Origin of the sequence: Micromonospora sonchi, assembly GCF_014646235.1 — a bacterium.
Lineage (GTDB): Bacteria > Actinomycetota > Actinomycetes > Mycobacteriales > Micromonosporaceae > Micromonospora > Micromonospora sonchi.
The window spans coordinates 138,492-161,525 of sequence record NZ_BMNB01000014.1; the positions used below are offsets into that span (position 1 = coordinate 138,492).

The window sequence follows — 23,034 nt, forward strand, 5'->3', positions numbered from 1 at the left end:
CGTTTTCCGCAGCGTCGTGACCGGGATCACCAGACCCGGGGCGGCAACCCGGCCGCGGAGGGCGAGATCCGTCCGACCGCAGGACCGCAGGGTCACCCGATCAGCCCACCCGGGCGGGCCAGCCGGCGCATCATGGGTTGCTCCACATACCGGTGCAGCAGCCCGGCCAGGGTCAGGGTGAGCAGTAGGAACCCGATCACCGCGACGGGCCCCCACCAGCCGGGGAAGCCGGTCCCCCAGTCGCCGGTGAACCGCATGATCATCATGATCACGAACACGTGCACCAGGTAGAAGGCGAAGGAGACCTCGCCGAGCCAGAGCATCGGCCTGGACCGCAGCGGGGAGCGGCTGCCGCGTACGTCGGCGTCCGCCGCCGCGGCGATCAGCACGACGTACGCCGCCGAGAGGATCGCCGCCCACAACTCGGCCCGGATCCACTGCGCGGCCACCACCCAGGTCGCCACGAAGATCAGGCTCGCCACCGGTAGGCGCGGGCCCCGCCAGCGACCGCGCAGCATGAGTTCGGCGGCGGCCACCCCCATCCAGAACTCCAGCGACCGGACCAGCGGGAACACCTGGGTGAACCACCACCGGTACTGCTCCGGCACCAGCGTCTGGGCAGGCCAGAGCGCCAGGATCAGCAGCGGCACCGCGATCACCACGACCCACAGCAGCCACGGCCGGGCCCGTCGCACCAGCGGCAGGGCCAGCGGCAGGCAGAGGTAGAAGAACATCTCGCAGGAGAGCGACCAGCTCACGTTGTTGACGCTGTAGAAGTATCCGGGTCGGGGATCCCAGGCCTGGAGCAGGAGCAGGTTCTCCAGCGCGGCCACCGGGTTGATCGGGTCGGCGAACCAGAACGCGGCCAGCATGGCCAGCGCCCACATCACCAGGTGATTCGGATAGATCTTGGCGAATCGACGCCGCCAGAACCGCCGCTTGGAGTCACCGGGCCGGGCCGACCAGACCAGCACGAATCCGCTGAGGACGAAGAAGAACTGCACCCCGGACAGGCCCAGGGTGAACACCTTGCCCATCACCGCCTGGTGGTCCGGCTCGGCGATGATCCGCATGGTGCCGGCGTGGAAACCGAAGACCAGCAGCGCGGCGATCCACCGCAGCCCGGTCAGCGACGGCAGCCGGCTCGTCGCACCGCGCTCGGTCGTGGTGGTCGGCCGATCGACGGTCGTGCTGGTCATCCGGGCACCCTAACCGTTTCGGGCACTCCGGCCGCAATCGGGCCGGGACCGCGCCACGACAGCCGTCGTGCGCCGGCCCGGCGCGTCGGGCGGCTGTTCAGTTTCCTCACCGCTGCCGGTCACGTGAGGTTCCCGACCCGGCCATCCGGGCGGTCGAGGGTGTCCACGTGGCCATTCAGCCGACGCGAGCACCACTGCTGAGCATCGTCGTGCCGGTCTACGGCGTCGAGGCGTTCCTGCGCGAGTGCCTCGATTCCATCTACACCGACGTCCCGGTGGCCGAGGCGGCGGCGGTGGAACTGCTCGCCGTGGACGACGCCTCCCCGGACCGGTGCGGGCAACTACTGGACGAGTACGCCGCCGACCATCCGGGCGTACGAGTGCTGCACCTACGCCGGAACGTCGGCCTCGGACCGGCCCGCAACGCCGGCCTGGACGTGACCACCGGGCGGTACGTCTGGTTCGTCGACAGCGACGACCGGCTGCCACCGGGCACCGTTGCCGCCGTGCTCGACCGGCTGCGCACGGACCGGCCGGACGTGATGATGGTGGACCACCGGCGGGTGCACGAATGCGGGCGACACGAGGTGGATCCCAGCAGCCGTCTGCTGCGCGGTGCCCCGGGCGTGGTGCGGCTGGCCGACCGGCCGCAGTTGCTGCGGGTGCAGCACACCGCCTGGAACAAGGTGGTACGGCGTGACTTCCTGACCGAACTGGGCCTGCGCTTCCACCCCGGCTGGTACGAGGACATCCCGTTCAGCCATCCGCTGCTGATCGGCGCGGAGCGGATCTCGGTGCTGGACCGGGTCTGCTACCTGTACCGCCAGGGCCGTCCGGGTGCCATCACCTCGACCCGCAGCGGCCGGCACTTCGACGCCTTCGAGCAGTACGACCGGCTCTTCGCCTGGCTGGCCGCCCGCCACCCGGACGGACACTGGCACGCCGAACTGTTCGACCTGATGGTGAGTCACTTCCTGGTGGTGGTGGGCAACGACGACCGGCTCCACCCGCACCTGCGGCGGCGTTTCTTCCGCCGGGTGGCGGAGCACTACCGGCGCTACCTGCCGGACAGCGGCTACCCCCGCCCGGACGGGGTGGCCGGGCTCAAGCACCGGCTGGTCGACCGGGACAGCTACCTGGCGTACGCGGCGCTGCGGCGGGCGCACCGACTCGCCGGCCGGCTGCGTGCGCAGAAGGACGCCCCGGCGCCCCCGGTACCGCCGGCGACACCGGCGCCGGCCAGCAGCCCGCACCACGCACTGGTGCGGTCCCACGGAGACGGAACGGAATGACCACAGTGAAGATCGGCCCGCACCTGGTCGGCAGCGGAGAACGCCCGTTCGTGGTGGCCGAGATGTCCGGCAACCACAACGGCGACCTGGCGCGGGCACTGGCCATCGTGGACGCGGTGGCCGACAGCGGCGCGCACGCCCTGAAGTTGCAGACCTACCGTCCCGACACGCTCACCATCGACGTCGACGCGCCGGCCTTCCGCATCTCCGGCGGGCACGAGCTGTGGGGCGGGCAGAACCTCTACCGGCTCTACGAGCGGGCACACACCCCGTACGAGTGGCACGGGCCGATCTTCCGACGGGCCCGCGAGCGCGGTCTGACCGTCTTCTCCTCCCCGTTCGACGCCTCGGCGGTCGAACTGCTGGAGGAGCTGGACGCACCGGCTTACAAGATTGCTTCGTCGGAGCTGGTCGACCTGCCCCTGATCCGGCTGGTCGCCGCCACCGGAAAGCCACTGATCATCTCCACCGGGATGGCCACGCTGGCCGAGATCGACGCCGCCGTACGCACCGCCCTCGCCGGCGGGGCGGGCGGGATCGTGCTGCTGGCCTGCACCGTCTCGTACCCGGCACCTCCCGCCGACAGCAACCTGCGCCGTATTCCGGTGCTGGCGGAGGCGTTCGGCGTGCCGGTCGGTCTCTCCGACCACACCCCCGGCATCGGCGTCCCGGTCGCCTCGGTGGCGCTCGGCGCGTGCTTCATCGAGAAGCACGTCACGCTGGACCGCGCCGACGGCGGGGTGGACTCCGACTTCTCCCTGAGCCCGGCCGAACTGGCCGCCCTGGTGATCGAGTCGGAGCGGGCGTACGCGGCGCTCGGCGGCACCGCCGTCGGTCCGACCCCCGCCGAGCAGGAGGGGCTACGCTTCCGGCGCTCGCTCTACGTGGTGGCCGACGTACGCGCCGGCGACGAGGTCACCCCCGACAACGTCCGCTCCATCCGGCCGGCCGGCGGACTGCCGCCGGTGGAGGTCGACCGGGTGCTGGGCCGCCGCTTCACCACCGACGTGCCACGCGGCACCCCGCTGAGCTGGGACCTGATCTGACGCTGCCCGCCAGGCAGCGGCGGGGAAGCGCCCGACCGCCGCCAGGCTGATCAACTCGGTTTCGGCGGTGTGGCGGTATCCGCCCGCCCGGGATACCGCCACACCGCCGAAACGGCGCCCATGGCACTGCCGATGCGCGGATCGAGACCGGTATCAGGGTGGCGGGGCCTGGGCAGCGCGGCGCTCCGGCTTCGGCTCCGGCTTCGGCTCCGGCTCCGGCTCCGGCTCCGGCTCCGGCTCCGGCTCCGGCTCCGGCTCCGGCTCCGGCTCCGGCTCCCTAATGTTCGGCCCGCTGCGGCAGGGCCCGGGTGGGGTATGTGGTTGCTGTCAATCTGATAGCGCAAACGGGTCACAGTCCCTGACTACCGCGACAGCGCCCTGGGCGATAGCGCGAACGGTTCAGCTCGGCAGGGCCCACACACCCTGCCGTCATGCCCTGGCGAAAATGCACGGATCTGCGGCTCCCCGAGTACCGGCGGTCACGCACGGGCCCATTGATCATCACCGTTTCGCCGTGATGGCGGTGTCCCGACCGCTCGGACACCGCTGTACCGACGGAACGGAGTCGATCAACTGGCTGCGGAGATCAGCGGCCGATCACTGAGACAGACCGCAACAGGACTGGTGGTGTGCTGCGCGGTGCATCCTTGGCACGTCGGCTGGCAGTGCCGTCGTCGTCGGCCATGCCACACCGGCACGGCTCCATCCTCCGTCTTGCCCGCCTCGGCCCCATCGCCCCACCGCCGGCCGTTCCAAGTCACCCAAACCGCCGCCGTGGCGACGTCGGTTGGCATGCATGGCCGCAGCCTAGGGGCGACCGCCATCCGTCTTGATGTCGCTGACGAAGGCGGCCCAGGCAGCAGGCCCGAAGCTCAAAGTCCCGGCGGCAGGGGCCTTTGAGTCGCGTACGTCGATCTCGGTGCCTCGGTCGCGGACCTCGACGCACTGGCCGTTGCTGCCGGAACGGCTCGACGTCCGCCAGGCGTTACGCTCCATGCTCGCTCAGCTCCTTGATGAACTTGATCGACTCGGCCGGTGACCTCGCCAGCATCCTCAGATTGTCGTACGCCGCCGACAGCCGCGCCAGATCACGGCTGGATTCGAGGAACAGCTCACCGGCCAATGTCTCGATGTAGCCCAACGGCGGGTCGTCCTGCTCGAAACTGAGCAGGACGAAGCCACTGCTGTCCGCCAGGTGCGCGCCGGCTTCGAAGCGGAGCACCTGGATCGTGATGTTGGGCAGTTGGCTGACCTTGACCAGGTGGTGAAGCTGCTCGCGCAGTACGTCCGGGCCGCCGACCTCGGTCCGCAGGGACGCCTCGGACAGGATGGCGTGCAGCCGCAGCGGGGTCGGTTGCCGGTGCAGGACCTCCTGGCGGGTCATCCGGGCGGCGACGCGCTGGTCGACCGTTTCCGGGTCGGTTTCGCGGCCGATGATGTTGACTTCGCGGGCGTACCGCTCGGTCTGGAGTAGGCCGGGCACCAGCATCGGCTCGAAGTTCTTGAGATCGGCGGCTTCGGTCTCGTAGGCGATGTACGTGGCGTACTTGCCGCCGATGCGCTGCCACCAGCCCTCTTCACGCAGGTCGCGGGCAAGCTCCAACAGCGACGTGCCGGGCTCTTCGTCGATCCGGACGCCGTAGGTGACCAGCAGTTCCATGACGTCACCGGCCCGGAGTTTGATCTCTCCGGACTCGATCCGGCTGATCCGGGATGTCGAGCAGCGGATGAGATTCGCAGTCTCCTCGCCGGTCAGTCCCTTGGCTTCGCGGAGCTTGCGCAGCTCCCGACCGAGTCGACGGGAACGCGGCGTCGCTGGCGTGAATCGAGGCATGTAGTGATTCTGCATCAGTCCCGCCCGCTCGTCTGCCCCGACTCACACGCGGATATTAATCGATCATGCTTAGGTACTTGATTCGCATCATGTGATGCGAGAGTCTGATTGCCGTACGCAACGGGATGGGTTCAAGGCGTATGCGACCGCTGTGACACATCCACCTCCGGGACGGGTGCCGCGGGTGGACCTACTCCAACGCTCATCACAGAGGCGGAATGGCCAGGGTCTTGGGGCGCGATACCACCCCGACTCCCGGCCTTACTGGGAGGTGAGAAAGGTCGTGATCATGGAGGTGGTGGTGATGATGATGATGCTCAGTGCGGTGCTGCTGGGGTTCCTGGCCGGGCTGTTCGCGTTCAAGGTCAAGTCGCGGTGGTGCCCACGCTGCGGGGAGCCCACCCACGCCATGCCACCGGTGGAGGGCAATCGATGAACCGCCCCCACCGACGCGACCACAACTCGATACCCCTCGGCCGACGAGTAGCCGAACTACGCGCCAACCGAGGCATGAGCCAACAAACCTTCGCCGACCGACTCGGCAAATCCAAAAGCTGGGTCGACAAAATCGAACGCGGCGTACGCAAACTCGACCGCTACTCCGTCATCCGAGAGATCGCCGACGTCCTCCGCCTCGACCCCGACCTCCTCCTCGGCCCCCGCCAACCACCACCAACCGCACCCAAGCTGGACGGAGTCGACGCGGTCCGCGCCGCCCTCGCCCACTACCACGATCGGCCCCACCGCACCGTCACCGCGGACCAAGCCCGCCGGCAGGTCGCCTACGCCTGGATGACCTACCAACACGCCCGCTACCCACAACTCCTCGACGCCCTACCCGGTCTGCTCGACACCACCCACGGCACCCGAAGCCTGCTCGCCGCCACCTACCGCATCACCGCCGCCGTGCTGATCAAACTCGACCACCCGCGCCTCGCCTGGCTCGCCGCCGACCGCGCCGTCACCACCACCGCCGCCGACATCCCCACCCTCACCACCACCGCTACCATCGCCGTAACCCAAGCCCTACGCGCCCTCGGCCACCACCAACTCGCCCTCACCGCCGCCCTCACCGCCACCGGCACCGCAGACGACGATGCCGTACGCGGAACCCTCTTCCTCCAAGCCGCCCTCGCCGCCGCCAGCACCGGCGACCGCCGCAACACCCACGACCTACTCGACCACGCCGCCACCCTCACCGACCGGCGCAGCAGCCACCCGGACCCGCACCACACCGGCTTCGGACCAACCGCCGTCCAACTGGCCCGATCCCTCGCCGCCCACCACCTCGGCGACACCACCGAAGCCATCCACCAACACGAACACGCCATCCGCAGCAACGGCTGGCCACGCCTACCGCCCGAACACCGCGCCGCCCACCTCATCGACGCCGCCCGCGCCTACCTCGACACCGGCGACCCCACCCACGCCGGAAACGCGCTCCTCGACGCCGACCGCATCGCCCCCGCCGAGGTCCGCAGCCGCCCCGTCGCCCGTACCCTCCTCGCCGAAATCATCCAACGCGGACCGGCACCGGCCGACCTGGCACGACTGGCCACCGTCATCGGCCTGACCCGACAACCCTGAGCCGATCCACCAGGTTGCCCAATTCGCCTGGTAATGCTGTCCCTGGGTTACGGGCGGCGCGGGTTGCGGCATGTCGGGGTGTTCGGGCCCGCTGAGGCCGCGAGTTGCGGCATCTCGTGCGCAGACCACGAGGTGCGGCATCCTGCGCGACGACGCCGGGGTGAGAGCGCCTCAGGCTGATCGGCCGGTCGTCGCACCGGCCAGAACTCGCCTCGTCGCCACCGCCCCGTTGTCGGATTAAGGAACGCTGCAGAAGTAGATCAATCCCGTCACGATGCCGACCGTGCCGGTGACCTCTGTTGATGTCCAGCCGCCGGGACCATTCGCGTAGAGGTGGAAGGTACCGCTTCCGATGGACAGCAATCCACCGGAGACGGTGACCGTGGTGGCGTTGGGGCCGAGAGTTCCACCTCCGGAGAAGGGGCCCGACAGGCGCCACGTGAAGCCGCTGCGGGCCAGGCCGCCGACGGGCAGGTTCCAGGTGAAGGTCGGCGGATTGAGCAGGCCGGCGCTGCACTGCAGGTTGGTCGGTGGGTTGACCGTGCCAGACTGAAGGGAACCCAAGCCGTACTCGGTGTCGGTCCATGATGCCTGCGTCGACTGTGGCGGTGCGAGCAGAACGACAGTGCCAGCGAGCAACACGGAGACGGCACCCGAGATCCAGCGCCGCCGAACGCGGCCGGTCTGTTCCCCGGCCAGCCGGGCGGGGATCCGACAGCGCCTCACGACTGATCCACCCTGGTCCGGCGCCGGCGCGTGACGAGCATGAGCAGTAGGCCGGCGAGCAGCGCGCCGACACCGGCGAGCACCGGTGGCCACAGGTTGGTGCCGGTGCGCGGAAGCGGTTGGACCTTGCCGCCCGCCGAATGGCGTTCCCCGAAACCGGTCGCCGTGACGGTCAGGTCCGCTGACCCCGAGGCCCTGAAGTTCGCGAGCAGGCTCGCGGTGACGAGGATCCAACGCTGCTGGTCGGAGGGCATCTTGCTGATGGTGATCGGGTGTGCGACCAGTCTGGTGGCTGGGCCGTTGGCGAGAACCTGCTCCCCTGGACCGGTTGGGCAGACATCGTCAACCCACCGTTTGGTGCAGACGGCGGCCTTGACCTGGAGCCCGTCCGGGTCGACTGCGAGCGGGCCCCGCGCCGACAGCGTGATCTTCACCGTGCCGGCATGTTTCGCATGTGCCAGGACGCCCACCTGCCATGGCACCGGCTCGCCCGGCGCCATGCTTGTCATGCGCTCCTTGTCGCCGATCGATATCAGGGTGAGATATCTGCCACGAATGACCTCTTCGGTCTCGACTGCGCGGGCCTGGCCGGGTGCCGCCAGTACGGCAGCGGTGACGCCCGGCAGCGCAACCACCATGAGGAACATGCACCGTAAGGTCGAGTCACGGCGCGCTACCGCGGTGCGGCGCCGCGTCCGCGGCTCGGTGCCGCGCGGCCAGTACGCCCAGGTGACGATCGCCGCGGTCCCGATCGTGATCAGACTCATCGCATACACGTTCGACACCGCGCGCACCGCGTACCCGAGTTTGGGTACCGACCACTCGACGAGCCGCACGTGGGTCACCGCATACGGCGCGCTGTCGTTGGACTCGTTCGCGTCCCCGCGCAAGGTGAGCAGGCGAACCGATTCGTTGCCGTCGGCGATCTCGACGACCCGGTGGGTGATCGGTGGCTGCGGGTCGCGGTCGACGGTGACGATGTCTCCCACCTGGACCTCGGACGCGGGAATCTCCCGCACCACGGCCAGCGATCCGGCGGGAATGGTCGGGCTCATCGATCCGGTCTTGAACAGGATGAGCGAGATGTCGAAGAAGAACGCCAGCGGAACGAGAACGACGCACACCGTCCCGCCGACGGCGAGCAGGGTCAGCACCAGGTCGCCGACTCGGGAAAGGATCCCCTGCCACTGATGTACTCGCCCTACCATCTGATGAATCCTTTACGTGGAGGTAGCAGTGAATTGCCAGGTGACGATGGCGCTCGCACCCTGGTACGAGTTGCTGGCGCCGGACTGGATCCGCACTTCGAAGCAGAACCGCAGCTCCGGCGTCGTACCGCTCGGAGCGGTGATGGCGGACGAAACCGGTGAGCCGGGAACCGAGGTGACGGCCAGATAGCTGGGTCCGACGATCCACGTCGGCGAGCCGGCGAAGGCGGTGGCCGCACAGGTGGTGCTGGTGCTGGGGGTACGCACCGCCCGGTACTCGAGCGCGGGCACCAGGGCACCGGAGTTGTTCGACGAACCCGTCAGCTCGACCGCACCATCGACGCTCGTCGTCGATGTCGTTCGGATGTCGATCCAGGCGTAGTACGAGACCGTGGGTGACATCGCCGTCGCGTTGAACGCCAGCGTCGCGGCGCTCCCCGCCGGGGTGTGGCTTGCCCAGCTGCTGGACACGGTCTGCGATTCCGTGCCGAAGGTGCTCGCGGTGAAAGACGCGGTGCCGTACTCGCCGTCGGTCCACGCGGCGAGCGTGACCGTCGTTCCCATGCCGAGAACGAGGGCGCCTGCGAGTACGGCACGCGTCCGGAGAAGTCGTGGTGATCTGGCCGACGCCCAACGGCTGACCACTGTCGTCGCCTACTCCACAGACTCGGCCAGAAGCTGCCAGGTTTCGGTGACCTGCGAGTTCTGCACCAGGGTGTCATCGGCCGTGACGACGAAACACAGGAATGCCGGAGCACCAGGCGTAGCAGTATCAACGCCCTGCGTCAGACTGAACGGCACCGCCGGGTCAGCCACCGCGTCCAGCGCAGTGCCCTGCGGCACGATCCAGGTCGGATCGACGGGTGCCGGGCCGCAGTCGGCGAACGCTGCGACCGTCGCGATCCCATAGGTGAGGCCGACGAAGGTGGTCGGATCGGGGCTGGCCGACGCCACCGTCACGGTCGCGTCGTACGTCGTGCCCGCGGTCAGCCGGACGGCGAACGGCGCCGCCACCACGTCGTCGGGCGCGATGTTGCCGAAGCCGGTGCTGAACTGCAGCGCGGCAGCAGCGGCGGGCGTGGGGTGCTCGGCGTAGGTCGTGCCGTCCACGCTGCCTTCGATGCTGAACGTGCCCGCGGTGAACGTGCCCGTGGCGTACTCGGAGTCGTTCCAGGCCGCGAGGGTGATCGTCGCGCCGAGGCCGAGGGCGATCCCACCGGCCAAGATGGCCTTGAACTTGCGACTGCGTACTCGACTGCTCGAATCACCCATTGCCATCCATCTCGGTCGATTCATTGTGGTCTTGTCCTCCTTGTGCGACGCGGTTAGCTGTCCGGACCTGCAACAGAGCGCCAAACGGACGGAAGGGACGTAGCGGCACCTGTCACGTGCTCGCCACCATAAGACCTACTAATGGACGAAGGTCGTAGACCATCAGAAATCACCCACGGAAGGGGTCGCTCTTCCCCGAGCGGCGGCCGGCCGGCGGGAGGTGACTTGCCTACGCCCTGGCGAAGGCGACGGTGACGACCAGGTCGGCCAGGGGCAGGGTGCGCCACCGCCAGCGAGGGGCGGGCGGGACGGCCAGGCCGTGTCGGTGCCACCAGGTGGCTACCGGGATGTCGGTGAGCTTGGCGAGGCACTCGGTGCGGGTCCAGCGGGCCCAGAAGTTGGCGGCGCCGAAGCGGCTGGCCAACGCCGGGGGCGGCGGACCATCAGCGCGTTCGGCGTCGATCGCCACCCGCCAGCCGGGCACCGGTGGGCCGTACCAGCCGACGCAGCGTCCGTCGCCGAGGTGGCTGCGGGTGACCGCGTCGGCCGACTCGACGGCCGGGGCCACCCGCAGGTGTCGGTGCGCGGCAGCGAGCAGGGCGGACACCTGCGGTGGTCCCGGGCCCTGGGCGCGGGACCACCGGCTCGCCGACTCAGATCGAGGCGGCACCGTCGACCACGATGGCCTGGCCGTTGATGTTGGTCTGGTCGCGCAGCAGCAGCCGCACCACCGGCACCACCTCCGCCGGTTCGGTGAGGTGACCGGTCGGGGTACGGCGCACGATCTGGTCGAGTTGGGTCTGACCGAGCACGGCCGACATCTCCGAGGCGAAGAAGCCGGGCGCCACGGCGTTGACCAGCACCCGTCCGCCGAGCTCGCGGGCCAGCGACCGGGTCGCCGCATCCATCCCACCCTTGGTGGCGGAGTACGCGACCAGGCCGGGAAAGCCGCGCTGCGCGCAGATCGAGGTGACGTTCACGATGCGGCCACGCCGCCCCTGCGCCAGCATCCGCCGCACCACCAGGCGGGTGAGCTGCAACGGCGCGGTCAGGTTCGTCTCGATGATCCGGGCGATGTCGGCGTTCGCGGTGTGCACGTGCAGCGAGTCCTGACCGACGGCGGCGTTGTTGACCAGACCGTCGATCGGCCCGAGGCGGCCCTCCGCCGCCCGGACGAACGCCTGCGTGGCGGCGAGGTCGGTGACGTCCACCGAGTCGACGTGCGACCGATCCGGATGGGCGTCGGCGAGCTTGGCCAGCTCGGGGGTGACGGTACGCGCGAAGGCCGCCACCTTCAGGCCCGATTCGAGCAGGTCGGTGACGATGGCGAGGCCCAGGCCGCGCGACCCGCCGGAGACGAGCACCACGGTGGACGGCGGGACGAGCAGAGCAGGGGTGGCGGAGTCAGACATCACTCTTCAGGGTCTCCTTGACGGGGATCTCGGTCAGTACGCGGATCCGGCGCGGTACCGCGTACTCGGGAAGCCGATCGGCGCACCAACGCACCAGTCCCGCCTCGTCCGGCACCGCCGTCGGCTCAGTCGGCGCCGCCACGGTCGGCGAGTCGGGCCGCGGTGCGGGGGCGGCGGCGGTGAGCACCACCTCGGCGACGACCAGGTGGCCGAGCAGCGGGACCCGGCGACCGGTGACCCGGGCCCAGGCCACCCGCGGATGGGCGGTGAGCACGTCGCGTACTCCACCGGCGGAGACCTTGCTGCCACCGACGTTGATCTCGTCGGAGTGGAGCCGTCCGGTGATCAGCACCCGGTCGCCGACGAGCTGCGCACGGTCGCCGGTGTGCACCGGCCCGGCCAACCCCACCGCGTGGTGTGGCGAGGTGATCACCAGTTCTCCGTCGCGTACGCCGAGGGTGGGGCGGCCGGGTGTCGCCCGGTCCAGCCACTCGGCGGGGAAACCGGCCCGCCCGTCGTGCACCACGATGGCCGCGCCCACCTCGGAGGAGGCGTAGATCCAGGAGATCCGGGCCGTTGGGAACACCTCCCGCAGCCGGTCCAGGATCGGCTGGTCGACCGGCTCACCGCCGAGGGTGAGCTGACGCAGCGGCACCCGGGCCAGCCCGGCGGGATCGCGGTGCAGGATCCGACGCCAGAAGGTCGGCGTTCCGGAGGCGGCGTCCACACCGTACGCGGCGGCCAGCGCCGGCCAGTCGTCGAGCTGCTCCGGCTCGACCACCACCAGATCCTGCCCAGGCTGGGTCAGCGACAGCGTCACCACCTGCCACCAGGCGTACGTACCCGGGGCGTACGGGCAGAGCCAGGTGCGGGCGGATTGCTCCCCCCGGACGGTGGTCAACGACGCCAGCGTGTGCCCGACCCGCTTGGGACGGCCGGTGGAGCCGGAAGTCAGCAGCCACAGCCGGTCGTGTTCGACCGGCCGGAAGTCGGCCGGTGCCACCGCAGCGGCGGTGTCCACACCGGCGGCATCCGCGCCGAGGTCGGTCACCGTGAAACCGGCGTCACGCAGCTCGGCGCGCATCGCCTCGTCCACCCGGCCGGGCGTGCTGAGCAGCAGCTCACCGCCGTGCACCGCGTGGTGGCGGGCGGCGGCGAGCGCGTACCGGGCGGAGTGCGCGAGCACCGCGACCGGGGCCGCCGGCAGGGTCAGCTCCGGCAGGTCCCGCCAGGTCGTCGGAGTGCCGCCGACCACGATCCGGTTGTCGGCGCCGGCCGGATGGGAGGTGGCCGGGTGGGCGGGTGCGCTGCTCACTGCCGCTGCAGCTCGACGAGGAAGTCGAGCACGTCGCCGACGGTGGCGATCCGCCGCAGCCCGGGGGCGTCGAAGTTCAGCTCCTCGCCGGTCTCGTCCTCCACCCGCAGCGCCAGCTCGGAGAAGTCCAGCGACCGGAAACCGACCTCCCGCAGATCGGCACCATCGTCGTCGGGCAGCACCTTGCCCTGGTTCTTCAACACCTGGCCCATCAGCTCGCGAATCTGCGCCCGGCTCAATTCCGTCATGCGCCGGAGTGTACAGCCAGGGGATTCGGAATTAGGGTGCCCGGTGACCATCAGAACGGACGCCGAAAGCGAGCGGCACGTGCTAAGAGACGCCACCGGGGACGACGTTAACCTGATGTTGTCCTGGCGTAATCAGGAAATCAATCGACAGGCCAGCAAGAACAGTCACGTCATCACCACCGAGGAGCACTCGCGATGGTGGCGCGACGTCCGCACCGATCCCACCCGTCGGGTGCTGATCCACCTGCACGACGGGCTGCCGTGCGGCGTGGTCACCTTCTTCGACCTGCACTTCGGCGGGGCGCGTACCGGTTCGTGGGGCTTCTACCTGGATGCCGACGGCCTGGCCGAACGGGGTGCCACGCTGCCCGCCTGGCTGGCGGTCATGCGGGCGGCGGTCGATTACGCCTTCGACGTGCTCGAACTGGACCGCCTGGACGGCGAGGTGCTCGCCCACAACACCGTGGTCCGCCAGATGAACCGCCGGTTCCGTTTCGCCGAAGGCCCGGGTCGACGGGAGATCCACGACGGTCGGGAAATCATCGTCGTCCCCATCTCCCTCAATCGCGCCGACCGCCGCGCCCGCTGATTTTCCATTCACCTCCATGCGCCGTTCACCATGCGTTCACGGAGCGCCCTTCATTCATTGGCCCAGCGATTTCGGTTAACCGGACGGTCGGGGCCCTTTAACCCGTCGCCCTTAGCGTTCCCACCCGGCCGGCCCGGCCGAGGCACCGCCCGATCATTGACGAACACGGGAGCACCAGATTGAGTGAGCTGAGCGGATCGTCCATCCTCGTCACCGGCGGTACGGGTTCGTTCGGCCGGACCTTCCTGCGGCACCTGCTCGCCGAGGCCGACCCGGCCCGGGTGGTGGTCTTCTCCCGGGACGAGCTGAAGCAGTACGAGCTGCGCCAGCAGCTCGGCGACGACCCCCGGCTGCGCTGGTTCATCGGCGACGTCCGGGACCGGCACCGGCTGACCCGGGCGATGCACGGCGTCGACCACGTGGTGCACGCGGCGGCGCTCAAGCAGGTCGACACGGCCGAGTACAACCCGTCGGAGTTCATCGCCACCAACATCACCGGTTCCCAGCACGTCGTGGACGCGGCGATCGAGGCCGGGGTGAAGAAGGTCATCGCCCTCTCCACCGACAAGGCGTCCAGCCCGATCAACCTGTACGGCGCGACGAAGCTGGTCGGCGACAAGTTGTTCGTCTCCGCCAACCACTACGCCGCGCAGCACCCCACCCGGTTCGCGGTGGTGCGCTACGGCAACGTGGTCGGCAGCCGTGGCTCGGTGGTGCCGCTGTTCCGCCGGCTCGCCGACGAGGGCAGGAGCCTGCCGGTCACGGACAAGCGGATGACCCGCTTCTGGATCACCCTGGACCAGGCCGTCCAGTTCGTCCTGGACTCGTTCGACCAGATGCAGGGCGGCGAGCTGTTCGTGCCGCGCATCCCCAGCATGCGGATCCTCGACCTGGTGGAGGCGGTCGCCCCGGACGCCACCACCCACGAGATCGGCATCCGGCCGGGCGAGAAGCTGCACGAGGAGATGATCGCCCCGGACGACAGTCGCCGGACGCTGATCGCCAAGGACCGCTTCATCGTGCAGCCCACCATCGCCACCTGGGGCTACCAGCCGCCGGTCGGCTGCGAACCGGTGCCCGACGGTTTCGCGTACCAGTCGGACACCAACGACGAGTGGCTCACCGTGCCGCAGCTGCGCGACATGCTCGGCCTGCCGGCATGACCGATTTCCTCCCGTACGGGCGGCAGTCGGTGACCGACGACGACATCGACGCCGTGGTCGCCGCCCTGCGCGGCGACTGGCTCACCACCGGCCCGCAGGTCGCCGCCTTCGAGGCGGACCTCTCCGCCTGGGCCGGCGGAGCCGGTGTCGCCGCGGTCACCAGCGGCACGGCGGCGCTGCACGTGGCGTACGCGGCCGCCGGTGTCGGCCCCGGCGACGAGGTGATCGTCCCGCCGATGACGTTCGTGGCCACCGCCAGCAGCGCGGCGGCCCTGGGCGCCCGGGTCGTCTTCGCCGACGTGGTGGCGGAGACGTTCACCCTCGACCCGGCGGCGGTGGCCGCGTCGACCACCACGCGGACCAGGGTCGTCGCCGCAGTGGACTACGCCGGGCACCCCGCCGACTACGACGCGCTGCGCGCGGCGCTGGCCGGCAGCGACGCGCTGCTGCTCGCCGACGCCGCCCACTCGATCGGGGCCACCTACCGGGGCCGGCCGGTCGGCTCGCTGGCCGACCTGACGACGTTCTCGTTCTTCCCCACCAAGAACCTGACCACCGCCGAGGGCGGCGCGGTCGCCACCGGCGACCCGGAGCTGCTCAAGCGGGCCCGCCGGTTCCGCAACATCGGGCTGGTCCGGGAACGCGACGAGCAGCGCTGGCCGGACGAGGGCGGCTGGCACCAGGAGGTGCACTCCTTCGGGCTGAACTACCGGCTGCCCGACGTGCTCTGCGCGCTGGGCCGCAGCCAGCTGCGCCGCCTCGGCGACTTCCTCACTCGCCGCGCCGAGCTGGTGGCCCGCTACGACGAGGCCCTCGCGGAGCTGCCCGGCGTGCTGACCCCGGGCCGGCGGGACTGGGCGACACCGGCCTGGCACCTCTACCCCGTCCGGGTGCTCGACGGCCGCCGCCGCGAGGTGTACGACCGGATGCGCGCCGCCGGCATCGGCGTACAGGTCAACTACATCCCGGCGCACTGGCATCCCGCCTTCGCCGACCTCGGCTACCGGCGCGGCAGCTGCCCGGTGGCCGAGGCCTTCTACGCCCAGCAGCTGTCGCTGCCGCTCTACCCAGGGCTACGCGACACCGACCAGGACCGGGTGATCGACGCGCTCGCCGCCGCGCTGCGCGGCGCGCCGATCCGGTCGGCCGCCTGAGGGAACGCCGATGCACCACGCCAACCACTTCTACGGCCACGCCCACGTCCTGGCCCGCTACGCCGGCCTGGGTGACGGGCACCCACCGCGGATCAACGGGTACGTCCAGCACGGCTGGAACATCGGCGACGGTCTCGCCCCCGGTCACCCGTACGCCGAGCGGACACCGAGCCTGCTCTGGTCCGAGCAGACCCGGCGGCGGGCCTGGTCGCTGGGGCGGCGCAACGTCACCGTGATCGGGGCGCCCTTCGGCTACCTGCTGGCGATGCGCGCGGCGGATCAGTCGCAGCCGCCACGGGCAGGCACCATCTGGTACCCGTTCCACGGTTGGGAGGGCCAGCACGTCAAGGGCGACCACCAGGAGCTGATCGCGCGGATCCGGGACACCGAGCCCGGTCCGGTCACAGTCTGCCTGTACTGGCACGAGCACCGGATGCGCCGGGTGCGCCGACGCTACGAGAAGGCCGGCTTCCGGGTCATCTGTCACGGCTACCGGGGCCAGTGGTGGCGGGACACCGACCCGTTGTTCCTGGATCGCCAGCTCGCCGAGCTGCGCCGACACGCCCGGGTCGCCTCCAACCGGCTGACCAGCGCCATCTTCTACGGCATCGTCGCCGGCTGCGAGCCCGCCGTGTACGGCGACCCGATGGCGCTGGCCGGGGAGGATCCCACCTTCGGCGGCACCGCCCGGATCCGCCGGCAGTGGCCCGAGCTGCACGGCGAACAGGTGCACCTGCCGACCGCCGTGGAGATCGCCCACGCCGAGCTGGGCACCGACCACCGCTATCCGCCCGCAGCGTTGCGGGAGCTGCTCGGCTGGACGCAGTCGCCGGACCGGGCGCAGCCGCAGTTGGAGGCGGCATGACGGCCGGCACGGCGCCGGCGGTGCGGCTGCCCGGCGGCGAAATGCTGGCCTGGTCCGACCGGCCCGACGAGCACGCCGACCGTCCACTGGCGGCGCTGGCGGCGCGGCTGGTGCCGGCCGGTGCCCGGGTGCTGCTGGTCGGGGCGCACGACCCGGCGGTGCTCGACGCACTGGCCCACGCCCGCGTCACCTGCCTGCTGCGCGGCTACCGCGACGCGACGGCGGTCACCGGCCGGGTCGACCAGGTGGTGGTCGCCGGGTCGGCCGGCCTGCCGGCCGACGAGCAGTACGACGTGGTGATCGCCGGTGTCGGGCTGGGCGCGATCGAGTCGGTCGAAGGCCCCCGGCTGTGTTGGGACGAGCTGCTGGCCCGGCTGGCGGCGGCCCTACGCCCGGACGGCCAACTGCTGCTGCGCGTCCCCAACCCGCTCGGCCTGCACCGGTTGGTCGCCGGCGACGCCTGGTACGCCGGTCGGGCCGACCCCGAGTGGACGGTCGACGGGGTGCTCGACACCGGCCGCCCGGCCAACCTGGACCAGGTGCGCGTCCGGCTGGCCACCGCCGGACTGCGCGCCGGCACCTGCTATGCCGCCTATCCGCGCCCGGACCTGACCACCGCGTTGCTGGCCACCGACCAGCTGTCCTGGCGAACCACCAACGCGCTGTTCGACGCGGTGTTGCACGACGCCTGCACCAGCGGCTTCGCCGACCGGTTCGTGCTCGCCGACCCGGCCCGGCTGGCGGTGGACGCGCTGCACGCCGGGCGCGCCGCCGACCTGGCGCCGTCGTGGCTGGTGCTCGCCCGACGGACGAGCGCCAGCGGGTCCACGCCGGCACCGGCTGACATGGGCGAGCACGTCGGAGCCGACGGGCTGCCGGTGGCGCTGGTGCGGCTCGGCGAGGTGGGCAGCACCGTGGTCGAGGTGGTCGACGGGCCCTCGGGGTGGCACTGGCACCGCCCCGAACCGCACGCCCGCACCGAACCGCACGCCCGCACCGAGCCGGCGCCCGCGCCGTACGCGATCCGGACGGCCGCCCACCGCGACCCGGCGGCGCCGGACGGACCGGTGCCCGACGGGCGGCTGCTGCGCAGCCTGCTGCTCGACGGCTGCCTGCGCCGCGACACGCCCCGACTGCGGCACCTGCTGTGCGGGTACGCCGACTGGCTCGCCGGACAGGCCGACGACGGCCGGCTCACCGGGGCGGTGGCGCTGGCCGGGGCGGAGAACCTGGTCGTCGCCGGTGACCGCTTCGCGGTGCTCGACCCGACCTGGCGGGCCGACGAACCGTTACCGGTCGACGTGGTGCTGGCCAGGACCCTGTGGCGGTTCTCCGCCGACCTGCTCACCGGCGGGTACGCCCACCCGTGGACCTCCACGCTGGACGTGGCCGGCCTGACCGTGGTGCTCGGCGGCGTGGCCGGACGGGACCTCGACCGGGCCGTGGTGGAGGCCGCGGTGGAGACCGAGGCCGCCGTCGGCGCCACGGTACGCGGCCTGGACGCCGACGGGCCGGTCCGGCTCGCGGCCGACCTGCGCGCCGTCACGCCGACCGACCCGCCGCCCGGGCCGCGCAGCTACCAGCAGCTACGCGAGGCGTGGCTACGCCAGCGCGACGAGAACACCCGGCTGGCCGCCGCGCTGCGGTGGACCGAGGAGCTGCTCGCCTCCCGGGAACGCACCCTGCGCCTGGCCGAGGCGAAGATCAACCTGCTTAGCGGGACGCTCGGCTACAAGGCGGCCCGGCTGGCCATCACCCCGGCCCGGCTGGCCAGGCGCGGCGCCCGGGCCGCCACGCGCCGCGCCCGGGCGATCGTCACCCGGAAGGAACGGACGTGACCGAGCGGATCGTAGGGATCGTGCAGGCCCGGATGGGCTCGTCCCGGCTGCCCGGCAAGGTGCTCCGCCCGCTGGCCGGGCGCAGCGTGCTCGGTCGGGTAATCCGAGCCGCCCAGGACAGCGGGGTACTCGCCGACCTGGTGGTAGCGACCAGCACGGACCCCGGCGACGACGCGGTGGTCACCGAGTGCGACCGGCTCCGGGTGGCCTGGCACCGGGGCCCGGTCGACGACGTGCTGACCCGGTTCGTCGGGGCGCTCGACGCGCATCCCGCAGACGCTGTCATGCGGTTCACCGCCGACTGCCCGCTGCTGGACCCGGAGATCGTCACGCTGGTCGCCGCCGTGTACCGGGCGGTGCCGGGGCTGGACTACGCCAGCACGTCGATCGCCCGTACGCTGCCGCGCGGACTGGACGTGGAGATCATCCGCGCCGGCGCGCTGCGTACGGTGCAGCGGCTCGCCACCGACCACCACCGGGTGCACGTCACCTCGTACGCGTACGCTCATCCCGAGCTGTTCCGGGTGCTCGGCGTGACCCTCACGCCGGACCGGTCAGCGCTACGGCTCACCTTGGACACCGAACGGGACTGGCAGTTGGTCCGCGCGGTCGTCGACCACTTCGGTGACGTCAGCGTGCCGCTGGCCAAGCTCGCCGACTGGCTCGACGGGCAACCGGCGCTGCGCGCGCTCAACGCGACCGTACGGCAGAAGCGGTTGGAGGAGTCCTGAGCACCGTACGCGTGGGGCTGCGCTGCGACGCCGGGCCACAACGCGGCGTCGGCCACCTGGTCCGTAGTCTCGCCCTCGGCGAGGAACTGCTGGCCCGGGGCGCCGCCGTCGAAGTGTTCGGCGCGGTGGCCGGCGTCGACTGGGCCGCCGGGCAGCTCGCCGCCCGGGGCATCCCGCTGCGTCCCGGGCCGGACACCCCGCACGGGCTGGTCGCCGCGGCCCGTCGGCACGCGCTGGACGCCGTCGTGCTCGACTCCTACGAGCTGGATCCGGCCGGGGCGGGCGCGCTGCGCGCCGCGGGCGTGCTGACCCTGGCGATCGTCGACGGTGACACCCGGGGCCAGGACGCCGACCTCTACCTCGACCAGAACTTCGGCACCGACCTGGTGGTGCCGGCGGGACGGCTGCTGGCCGGCAGCGCGTACGCCCTGCTGCGCGACTCGGTGCTGGCGGCCCGCCCCGCGGCGGCCCGCCCCGCGATGCAGGTGGACCGACCGACCGTGCTGGCCTTCTTCGGCGGCACCGACGCGGCCGGCGCGGCGCCGCTGCTGACCGAGGTGCTGCTGGCCACCGGCCGCCCGATGGACCTCACCGTCGTCGCCGGCCGCCCCGAGACGGCCGACCGGCTGGCCCGGCTCACCCCGGGCCCCGGGCAGGCCGTGCTCCCGGTGCCCCCCACGGACGCCCTGCCCGCCCTGATCGCCGGAGCAGATCTGGTGGTCAGCGCGGCCGGCACGTCGGTCTGGGAGCTGTGCTGCCTGGCCGCGCCGTCGGCGCTGGTCTGCGTGGTGGACAACCAACGCGAGTCGTACCGCCGGGTGGTCGCCGCCGGACTGGCCGCCGGCCTCGGCGAACTACCGGCGCTGACCGCTTCGGGGACGACCGGACAGGCCACCCGGGCGACCGCCGCGCACACCCTGGACGAGCTGCTGACCAGCGGGGAACGCCGGGCGGCGCTATCCGCGCGGGCCCGGACGGCGGTGGACGGGCGGGGACGCGCGCGGGTCGTCGACGCGGTACTCGACGCACTGCACCGCCAACGCCTTCCCGTGGTCAGGGCAGTGCGGCCTCCAGCACGCCGTTGGTGATCCGCGTGGGCAGCACCTGCTGGTCGGTGCTGGACGGGCCGTGCACGACCTCGCCGTCCTTCAGTTGGAAGGTGCTGCCGTGCCAGGGGCAGACGACACAGGCCTGCCCGTCGACCTGGATCATTTTCCCCTGGTCGAGCGGTCCGCCCTGGTGGGCGCAGCGGGCCAGCATGACGGTGATGTCGCTGCCGTCCCGGTAGACCACCACGGGCACGTTGTCGACCCGCCGGGCCAGCATCTGGCCCTCGGGCAGCGAGTCGACCTCGGCCACCCGGCGCCACCCGTACTCGACCCGGTGCATGTCCGGGGTGCCCTGGTTGACCTGCGCGGTCTGCTTGTAGACGAGGTGACCGCCGAGGTAGCCACCCGCGCTCACCGCCGCCAAGCCGACCAAGCCGAGCGTACGGCCGAGCCCGTGCCGCCCGCGCAGCCGTGCGGCGAGCGAGCCCGCGTAGACAGCCACCGCCAGGGTGTTCGTGGCAGCATGCACCAAACCGACCCGCCGCTCCTCCTGCCACAGCCATGACCAGTCGTTGATGCCGGTCAGCGCGGCGGGCAGGGCACTCGCCGTGCCGACCGCGACCAGGATCGTGGCGGCCCGCTCCTGCCCGCGCGTCCGCCGCCCCGGCATCAGGTCGAGGACCACGCTGCTGAACCACGCGCCCATCGGAATCTGCACCAGCGCCGGGTGCAGCGGATGCCCCAGCCACACCCCGTGCAAGGCGTCCTTGACCCGTTGCGGCCGCAGCAGCGACCACACCCTGGGCTGGAGCCGGTCCCCAATCGGATCCAGCGCGGACGCCCGCTCCAACTTGTTCATCAGTGCCGTACGCATGGCCGCCCATACCCCGCTACCCAGCACTCAAACCCGGATCCGAAGGAGCCTGATCCGCCGACCGGGTGCTTGAGCGACCGCCCCGAGGACCCGCACGTCGCGTGCCGGCCCTCGGGGCGGTCCTGCGAACAGACCGGCGACGAGGCGATGGCGGGCACATGGCAGCGACCCGGACGATCAGCCCGGACCGCTCGTGCTACAAACAACTCCCAGGGTCGATCGCGCCCCCGTCACCACCCCCGACGTGAAGGGCAGCCATGACCCAGTCCCCTACCCCGACACGCTCCCGCTGGTCGCCCTGGACGGTGCACGGCGACGGCCGGACCGTACGCCCCGGCGACGTGGTGCATCCCGACGAACGGCTGTCCTGGCCGCGCACCCTGGGCGTCGGCGTGCAACACGTGGTGGCCATGTTCGGCGCCACCTTCACCGTGCCGCTGATCACCGGCTTCCCACCGGCCACCACCCTCTTCTTCTCCGGGCTGGGCACGCTGCTGTTCCTGGTCATCACCGGCAACCGGCTGCCGTCGTACCTCGGCTCGTCGTTCGCCTTCATCGCCCCGGTGCTGGCGGCCAAGGCCGGTGGTGACATCGGCCCGGCGCTCGGCGGCATCGTGGTGGCCGGCGCCGCGCTGGCCCTGGTCGGCCTCGTGGTGCAGTACGCCGGGGCCGGTTGGATCAACCGGCTGATGCCGCCCGTGGTCACCGGCGCCATCGTGATGCTGATCGGGCTCAACCTCGCCCCGGTCGCCTGGGACGGCGGCGGGGAGGGCGGGGTCAAGGCCCAGCCGCTGATCGCGGTGGTCACGCTCACCGCGATCCTGCTGTTCACCGTGCTCTTCCGGGGCTTCCTGGCCCGGCTGTCCATCCTGCTCGGGGTGCTGGTCGGCTGGCTGCTCGCCGCCCTCACCGGCGGACTGGCACCGGAGGCAGTCACCGGGCTGCGCGAGGCCCCCTGGATCGGGCTGCCCGAGTTCCACACGCCCAGCTTCAGCCTGCGCGCCGTGCTGCTGATCATCCCGGTGGTCCTGGTGTTGATCGCCGAGAACGCCGGCCACGTCAAGGCCGTCGCCGCCACCACCGGCCGCAACCTGGACCGGGACATGGGTCGGGCGTTCATGGGCGACGGCCTGGCCACCATGCTCGCCGGCTCCGGCGGCGGCTCCGGCACCACCACGTACGCCGAGAACATCGGCGTGATGGCCGCCACCCGGGTCTACTCCACGGCCGCGTACTGGGTGGCCGCGGTGGCCGCGGTGCTGCTCGGGCTCAGCCCCAAGGTCGGCGCGCTGATCCTCACCGTGCCGGCCGGCGTGCTCGGTGGCGCCACCACCGCCCTCTACGGGCTGATCGCGATCCTCGGCGCCCGGATCTGGCTGGACAACCGGGTCGACTTCCACGACCCGGTCAACCTGCTGACCGCCGCCGTCGCGGTGATCATCGGCGCCGCCAACTACACGCTCACCGCCGGCGACCTGTCCTTTAACGGCATCGCCCTGGGCACCGCCGCCGCCCTGCTGGTCTACCACGGCATGCGCCTGGTGGCCCGCCTGCGCGGCGCCACCCCGCCGACCCGTCAGGGCCCCGAGCCCGAACTCTGACCGTCCGGGAGGCCCGCCCTCGCCGACTCGG

General features: G+C 71.4%; 24 protein-coding genes. 12 read left to right on the forward strand and 12 right to left on the reverse strand.

The window, feature by feature from the left end; all coding sequences use genetic code 11:
- Positions 1-92: 92 nt before the first annotated feature.
- Positions 93-1,199, reverse strand: a complete 1,107-nt coding sequence (locus IEY61_RS16870) for an acyltransferase family protein (RefSeq protein ID WP_189045349.1) — start codon at positions 1,197-1,199, stop codon at positions 93-95.
- Between the two features lie 167 nt (positions 1,200-1,366).
- On the opposite strand from IEY61_RS16870, the gene IEY61_RS16875 reads away from it, so the two are divergent.
- Positions 1,367-2,491, forward strand: coding sequence for a glycosyltransferase (locus IEY61_RS16875; RefSeq protein WP_229705968.1), 1,125 nt, complete (start codon positions 1,367-1,369; stop codon positions 2,489-2,491).
- A complete protein-coding gene (pseI, locus tag IEY61_RS16880) occupies positions 2,488-3,537 on the forward strand; it encodes a pseudaminic acid synthase (RefSeq protein ID WP_189045351.1) in 1,050 nt (349 codons plus the stop codon). The genes IEY61_RS16875 and pseI overlap by 4 nt, the downstream gene beginning before the upstream one ends.
- Positions 3,538-4,344: 807 nt before the next feature.
- Here pseI and IEY61_RS16885 read toward each other — a convergent pair.
- The gene (locus tag IEY61_RS16885; protein WP_189045354.1) at positions 4,345-4,533 is read right to left on the reverse strand and encodes a DUF397 domain-containing protein; all 189 of its coding nucleotides are present in this window, start codon (positions 4,531-4,533) and stop codon (positions 4,345-4,347) included.
- Positions 4,523-5,371 (reverse strand): helix-turn-helix domain-containing protein, encoded by an 849-nt coding sequence (locus IEY61_RS16890; protein ID WP_189045356.1) that lies wholly within the window; start codon positions 5,369-5,371, stop codon positions 4,523-4,525. The genes IEY61_RS16885 and IEY61_RS16890 overlap by 11 nt, the downstream gene beginning before the upstream one ends.
- Positions 5,372-5,654: 283 nt before the next feature.
- Here IEY61_RS16890 and IEY61_RS16895 point away from each other — a divergent pair, with 283 nt between their 5' ends.
- Positions 5,655-5,807: a hypothetical protein gene (locus IEY61_RS16895; RefSeq protein WP_189045435.1), complete on the forward strand. Its 153-nt coding sequence runs from the start codon at positions 5,655-5,657 to the stop codon at positions 5,805-5,807.
- Positions 5,804-6,958 (forward strand): helix-turn-helix domain-containing protein, encoded by a 1,155-nt coding sequence (locus tag IEY61_RS16900; protein WP_189045358.1) that lies wholly within the window; start codon positions 5,804-5,806, stop codon positions 6,956-6,958. The genes IEY61_RS16895 and IEY61_RS16900 overlap by 4 nt, the downstream gene beginning before the upstream one ends.
- A 237-nt stretch (positions 6,959-7,195) precedes the next feature.
- Here IEY61_RS16900 and IEY61_RS16905 read toward each other — a convergent pair whose 3' ends face one another.
- The 8 genes from IEY61_RS16905 to IEY61_RS16940 form a co-directional block, all read right to left on the reverse strand.
- Positions 7,196-7,600: a hypothetical protein gene (locus tag IEY61_RS16905; protein WP_189045360.1), complete on the reverse strand. Its 405-nt coding sequence runs from the start codon at positions 7,598-7,600 to the stop codon at positions 7,196-7,198.
- 80 nt (positions 7,601-7,680) lie between these two features.
- Entirely contained in the window at positions 7,681-8,892 is a 1,212-nt protein-coding gene (locus IEY61_RS16910) for a signal peptidase I (RefSeq protein ID WP_189045362.1), read from the reverse strand.
- Between the two features lie 12 nt (positions 8,893-8,904).
- Positions 8,905-9,537, reverse strand: a complete 633-nt coding sequence (locus tag IEY61_RS16915) for a SipW-dependent-type signal peptide-containing protein (RefSeq protein WP_268240655.1) — start codon at positions 9,535-9,537, stop codon at positions 8,905-8,907.
- A 9-nt stretch (positions 9,538-9,546) separates the two neighbouring features.
- Positions 9,547-10,164 (reverse strand): SipW-dependent-type signal peptide-containing protein, encoded by a 618-nt coding sequence (locus IEY61_RS16920; protein WP_229705969.1) that lies wholly within the window; start codon positions 10,162-10,164, stop codon positions 9,547-9,549.
- 229 nt (positions 10,165-10,393) lie between these two features.
- Positions 10,394-10,834, reverse strand: coding sequence for a hypothetical protein (locus tag IEY61_RS16925; protein ID WP_229705970.1), 441 nt, complete (start codon positions 10,832-10,834; stop codon positions 10,394-10,396).
- Entirely contained in the window at positions 10,818-11,576 is a 759-nt protein-coding gene (locus IEY61_RS16930; RefSeq protein ID WP_189045366.1) for an SDR family NAD(P)-dependent oxidoreductase, read from the reverse strand. Before IEY61_RS16930 ends, IEY61_RS16925 begins: the two co-directional genes overlap by 17 nt.
- Complete coding sequence (locus IEY61_RS16935; RefSeq protein WP_189045368.1) at positions 11,569-12,891, reverse strand: AMP-binding protein; 1,323 nt, start codon at positions 12,889-12,891, stop codon at positions 11,569-11,571. The genes IEY61_RS16930 and IEY61_RS16935 overlap by 8 nt, the downstream gene beginning before the upstream one ends.
- Complete coding sequence (locus IEY61_RS16940) at positions 12,888-13,139, reverse strand: phosphopantetheine-binding protein (RefSeq protein ID WP_189045370.1); 252 nt, start codon at positions 13,137-13,139, stop codon at positions 12,888-12,890. Before IEY61_RS16940 ends, IEY61_RS16935 begins: the two co-directional genes overlap by 4 nt.
- A 43-nt stretch (positions 13,140-13,182) precedes the next feature.
- Here IEY61_RS16940 and IEY61_RS16945 point away from each other — a divergent pair, with 43 nt between their 5' ends.
- The 7 genes from IEY61_RS16945 to IEY61_RS16975 all read left to right on the forward strand — a co-directional run bounded on the left by IEY61_RS16945 (position 13,183) and on the right by IEY61_RS16975 (position 20,567).
- The gene (locus IEY61_RS16945) at positions 13,183-13,728 is read left to right on the forward strand and encodes a GNAT family N-acetyltransferase (RefSeq protein ID WP_229705972.1); all 546 of its coding nucleotides are present in this window, start codon (positions 13,183-13,185) and stop codon (positions 13,726-13,728) included.
- Positions 13,729-13,907: 179 nt separating this feature from the next.
- Positions 13,908-14,891: a UDP-N-acetylglucosamine 4,6-dehydratase (inverting) gene (pseB, locus tag IEY61_RS16950; RefSeq protein ID WP_189045372.1), complete on the forward strand. Its 984-nt coding sequence runs from the start codon at positions 13,908-13,910 to the stop codon at positions 14,889-14,891.
- The gene (locus IEY61_RS16955; protein ID WP_189045374.1) at positions 14,888-16,045 is read left to right on the forward strand and encodes a DegT/DnrJ/EryC1/StrS family aminotransferase; all 1,158 of its coding nucleotides are present in this window, start codon (positions 14,888-14,890) and stop codon (positions 16,043-16,045) included. Before pseB ends, IEY61_RS16955 begins: the two co-directional genes overlap by 4 nt.
- Before the next feature lie 10 nt (positions 16,046-16,055).
- Positions 16,056-16,910 (forward strand): hypothetical protein, encoded by an 855-nt coding sequence (locus tag IEY61_RS16960; protein WP_189045376.1) that lies wholly within the window; start codon positions 16,056-16,058, stop codon positions 16,908-16,910.
- Complete coding sequence (locus tag IEY61_RS16965) at positions 16,907-18,748, forward strand: class I SAM-dependent methyltransferase (protein ID WP_189045378.1); 1,842 nt, start codon at positions 16,907-16,909, stop codon at positions 18,746-18,748. The genes IEY61_RS16960 and IEY61_RS16965 overlap by 4 nt, the downstream gene beginning before the upstream one ends.
- Positions 18,745-19,479, forward strand: coding sequence for a cytidylyltransferase domain-containing protein (locus IEY61_RS16970; protein ID WP_189045380.1), 735 nt, complete (start codon positions 18,745-18,747; stop codon positions 19,477-19,479). The genes IEY61_RS16965 and IEY61_RS16970 overlap by 4 nt, the downstream gene beginning before the upstream one ends.
- The gene (locus IEY61_RS16975) at positions 19,476-20,567 is read left to right on the forward strand and encodes a PseG/SpsG family protein (RefSeq protein ID WP_229705982.1); all 1,092 of its coding nucleotides are present in this window, start codon (positions 19,476-19,478) and stop codon (positions 20,565-20,567) included. Before IEY61_RS16970 ends, IEY61_RS16975 begins: the two co-directional genes overlap by 4 nt.
- Here the strand turns inward: IEY61_RS16975 and IEY61_RS16980 are convergent.
- The gene (locus tag IEY61_RS16980; protein ID WP_189045382.1) at positions 20,533-21,402 is read right to left on the reverse strand and encodes a Rieske (2Fe-2S) protein; all 870 of its coding nucleotides are present in this window, start codon (positions 21,400-21,402) and stop codon (positions 20,533-20,535) included. The genes IEY61_RS16975 and IEY61_RS16980 overlap by 35 nt on opposite strands.
- Before the next feature lie 257 nt (positions 21,403-21,659).
- Here IEY61_RS16980 and IEY61_RS16985 point away from each other — a divergent pair, with 257 nt between their 5' ends.
- Complete coding sequence (locus IEY61_RS16985) at positions 21,660-23,003, forward strand: uracil-xanthine permease family protein (RefSeq protein WP_189045384.1); 1,344 nt, start codon at positions 21,660-21,662, stop codon at positions 23,001-23,003.
- Positions 23,004-23,034 lie beyond the last annotated feature (31 nt).

Bases quoted from the DNA above. Each gene is read 5' to 3' on its own strand.
- IEY61_RS16980 (WP_189045382.1), bottom strand. From the start codon at position 21,402: ATGCGTACGGCACTGATGAACAAGTTGGAGCGGGCGTCCGCGCTGGAT.
- pseI (WP_189045351.1), top strand. From the start codon at position 2,488: ATGACCACAGTGAAGATCGGCCCGCACCTGGTCGGCAGCGGAGAACGC.
- IEY61_RS16910 (WP_189045362.1), bottom strand. From the start codon at position 8,892: ATGGTAGGGCGAGTACATCAGTGGCAGGGGATCCTTTCCCGAGTCGGC.
- IEY61_RS16960 (WP_189045376.1), top strand. From the start codon at position 16,056: ATGCACCACGCCAACCACTTCTACGGCCACGCCCACGTCCTGGCCCGC.
- IEY61_RS16940 (WP_189045370.1), bottom strand. From the start codon at position 13,139: ATGACGGAATTGAGCCGGGCGCAGATTCGCGAGCTGATGGGCCAGGTG.
- IEY61_RS16920 (WP_229705969.1), bottom strand. From the start codon at position 10,164: ATGGGTGATTCGAGCAGTCGAGTACGCAGTCGCAAGTTCAAGGCCATC.
- IEY61_RS16900 (WP_189045358.1), top strand. From the start codon at position 5,804: ATGAACCGCCCCCACCGACGCGACCACAACTCGATACCCCTCGGCCGA.
- IEY61_RS16985 (WP_189045384.1), top strand. From the start codon at position 21,660: ATGACCCAGTCCCCTACCCCGACACGCTCCCGCTGGTCGCCCTGGACG.
- IEY61_RS16885 (WP_189045354.1), bottom strand. From the start codon at position 4,533: ATGGAGCGTAACGCCTGGCGGACGTCGAGCCGTTCCGGCAGCAACGGC.
- IEY61_RS16965 (WP_189045378.1), top strand. From the start codon at position 16,907: ATGACGGCCGGCACGGCGCCGGCGGTGCGGCTGCCCGGCGGCGAAATG.
- IEY61_RS16870 (WP_189045349.1), bottom strand. From the start codon at position 1,199: ATGACCAGCACGACCGTCGATCGGCCGACCACCACGACCGAGCGCGGT.
- IEY61_RS16930 (WP_189045366.1), bottom strand. From the start codon at position 11,576: ATGTCTGACTCCGCCACCCCTGCTCTGCTCGTCCCGCCGTCCACCGTG.
- IEY61_RS16955 (WP_189045374.1), top strand. From the start codon at position 14,888: ATGACCGATTTCCTCCCGTACGGGCGGCAGTCGGTGACCGACGACGAC.
- IEY61_RS16890 (WP_189045356.1), bottom strand. From the start codon at position 5,371: ATGCCTCGATTCACGCCAGCGACGCCGCGTTCCCGTCGACTCGGTCGG.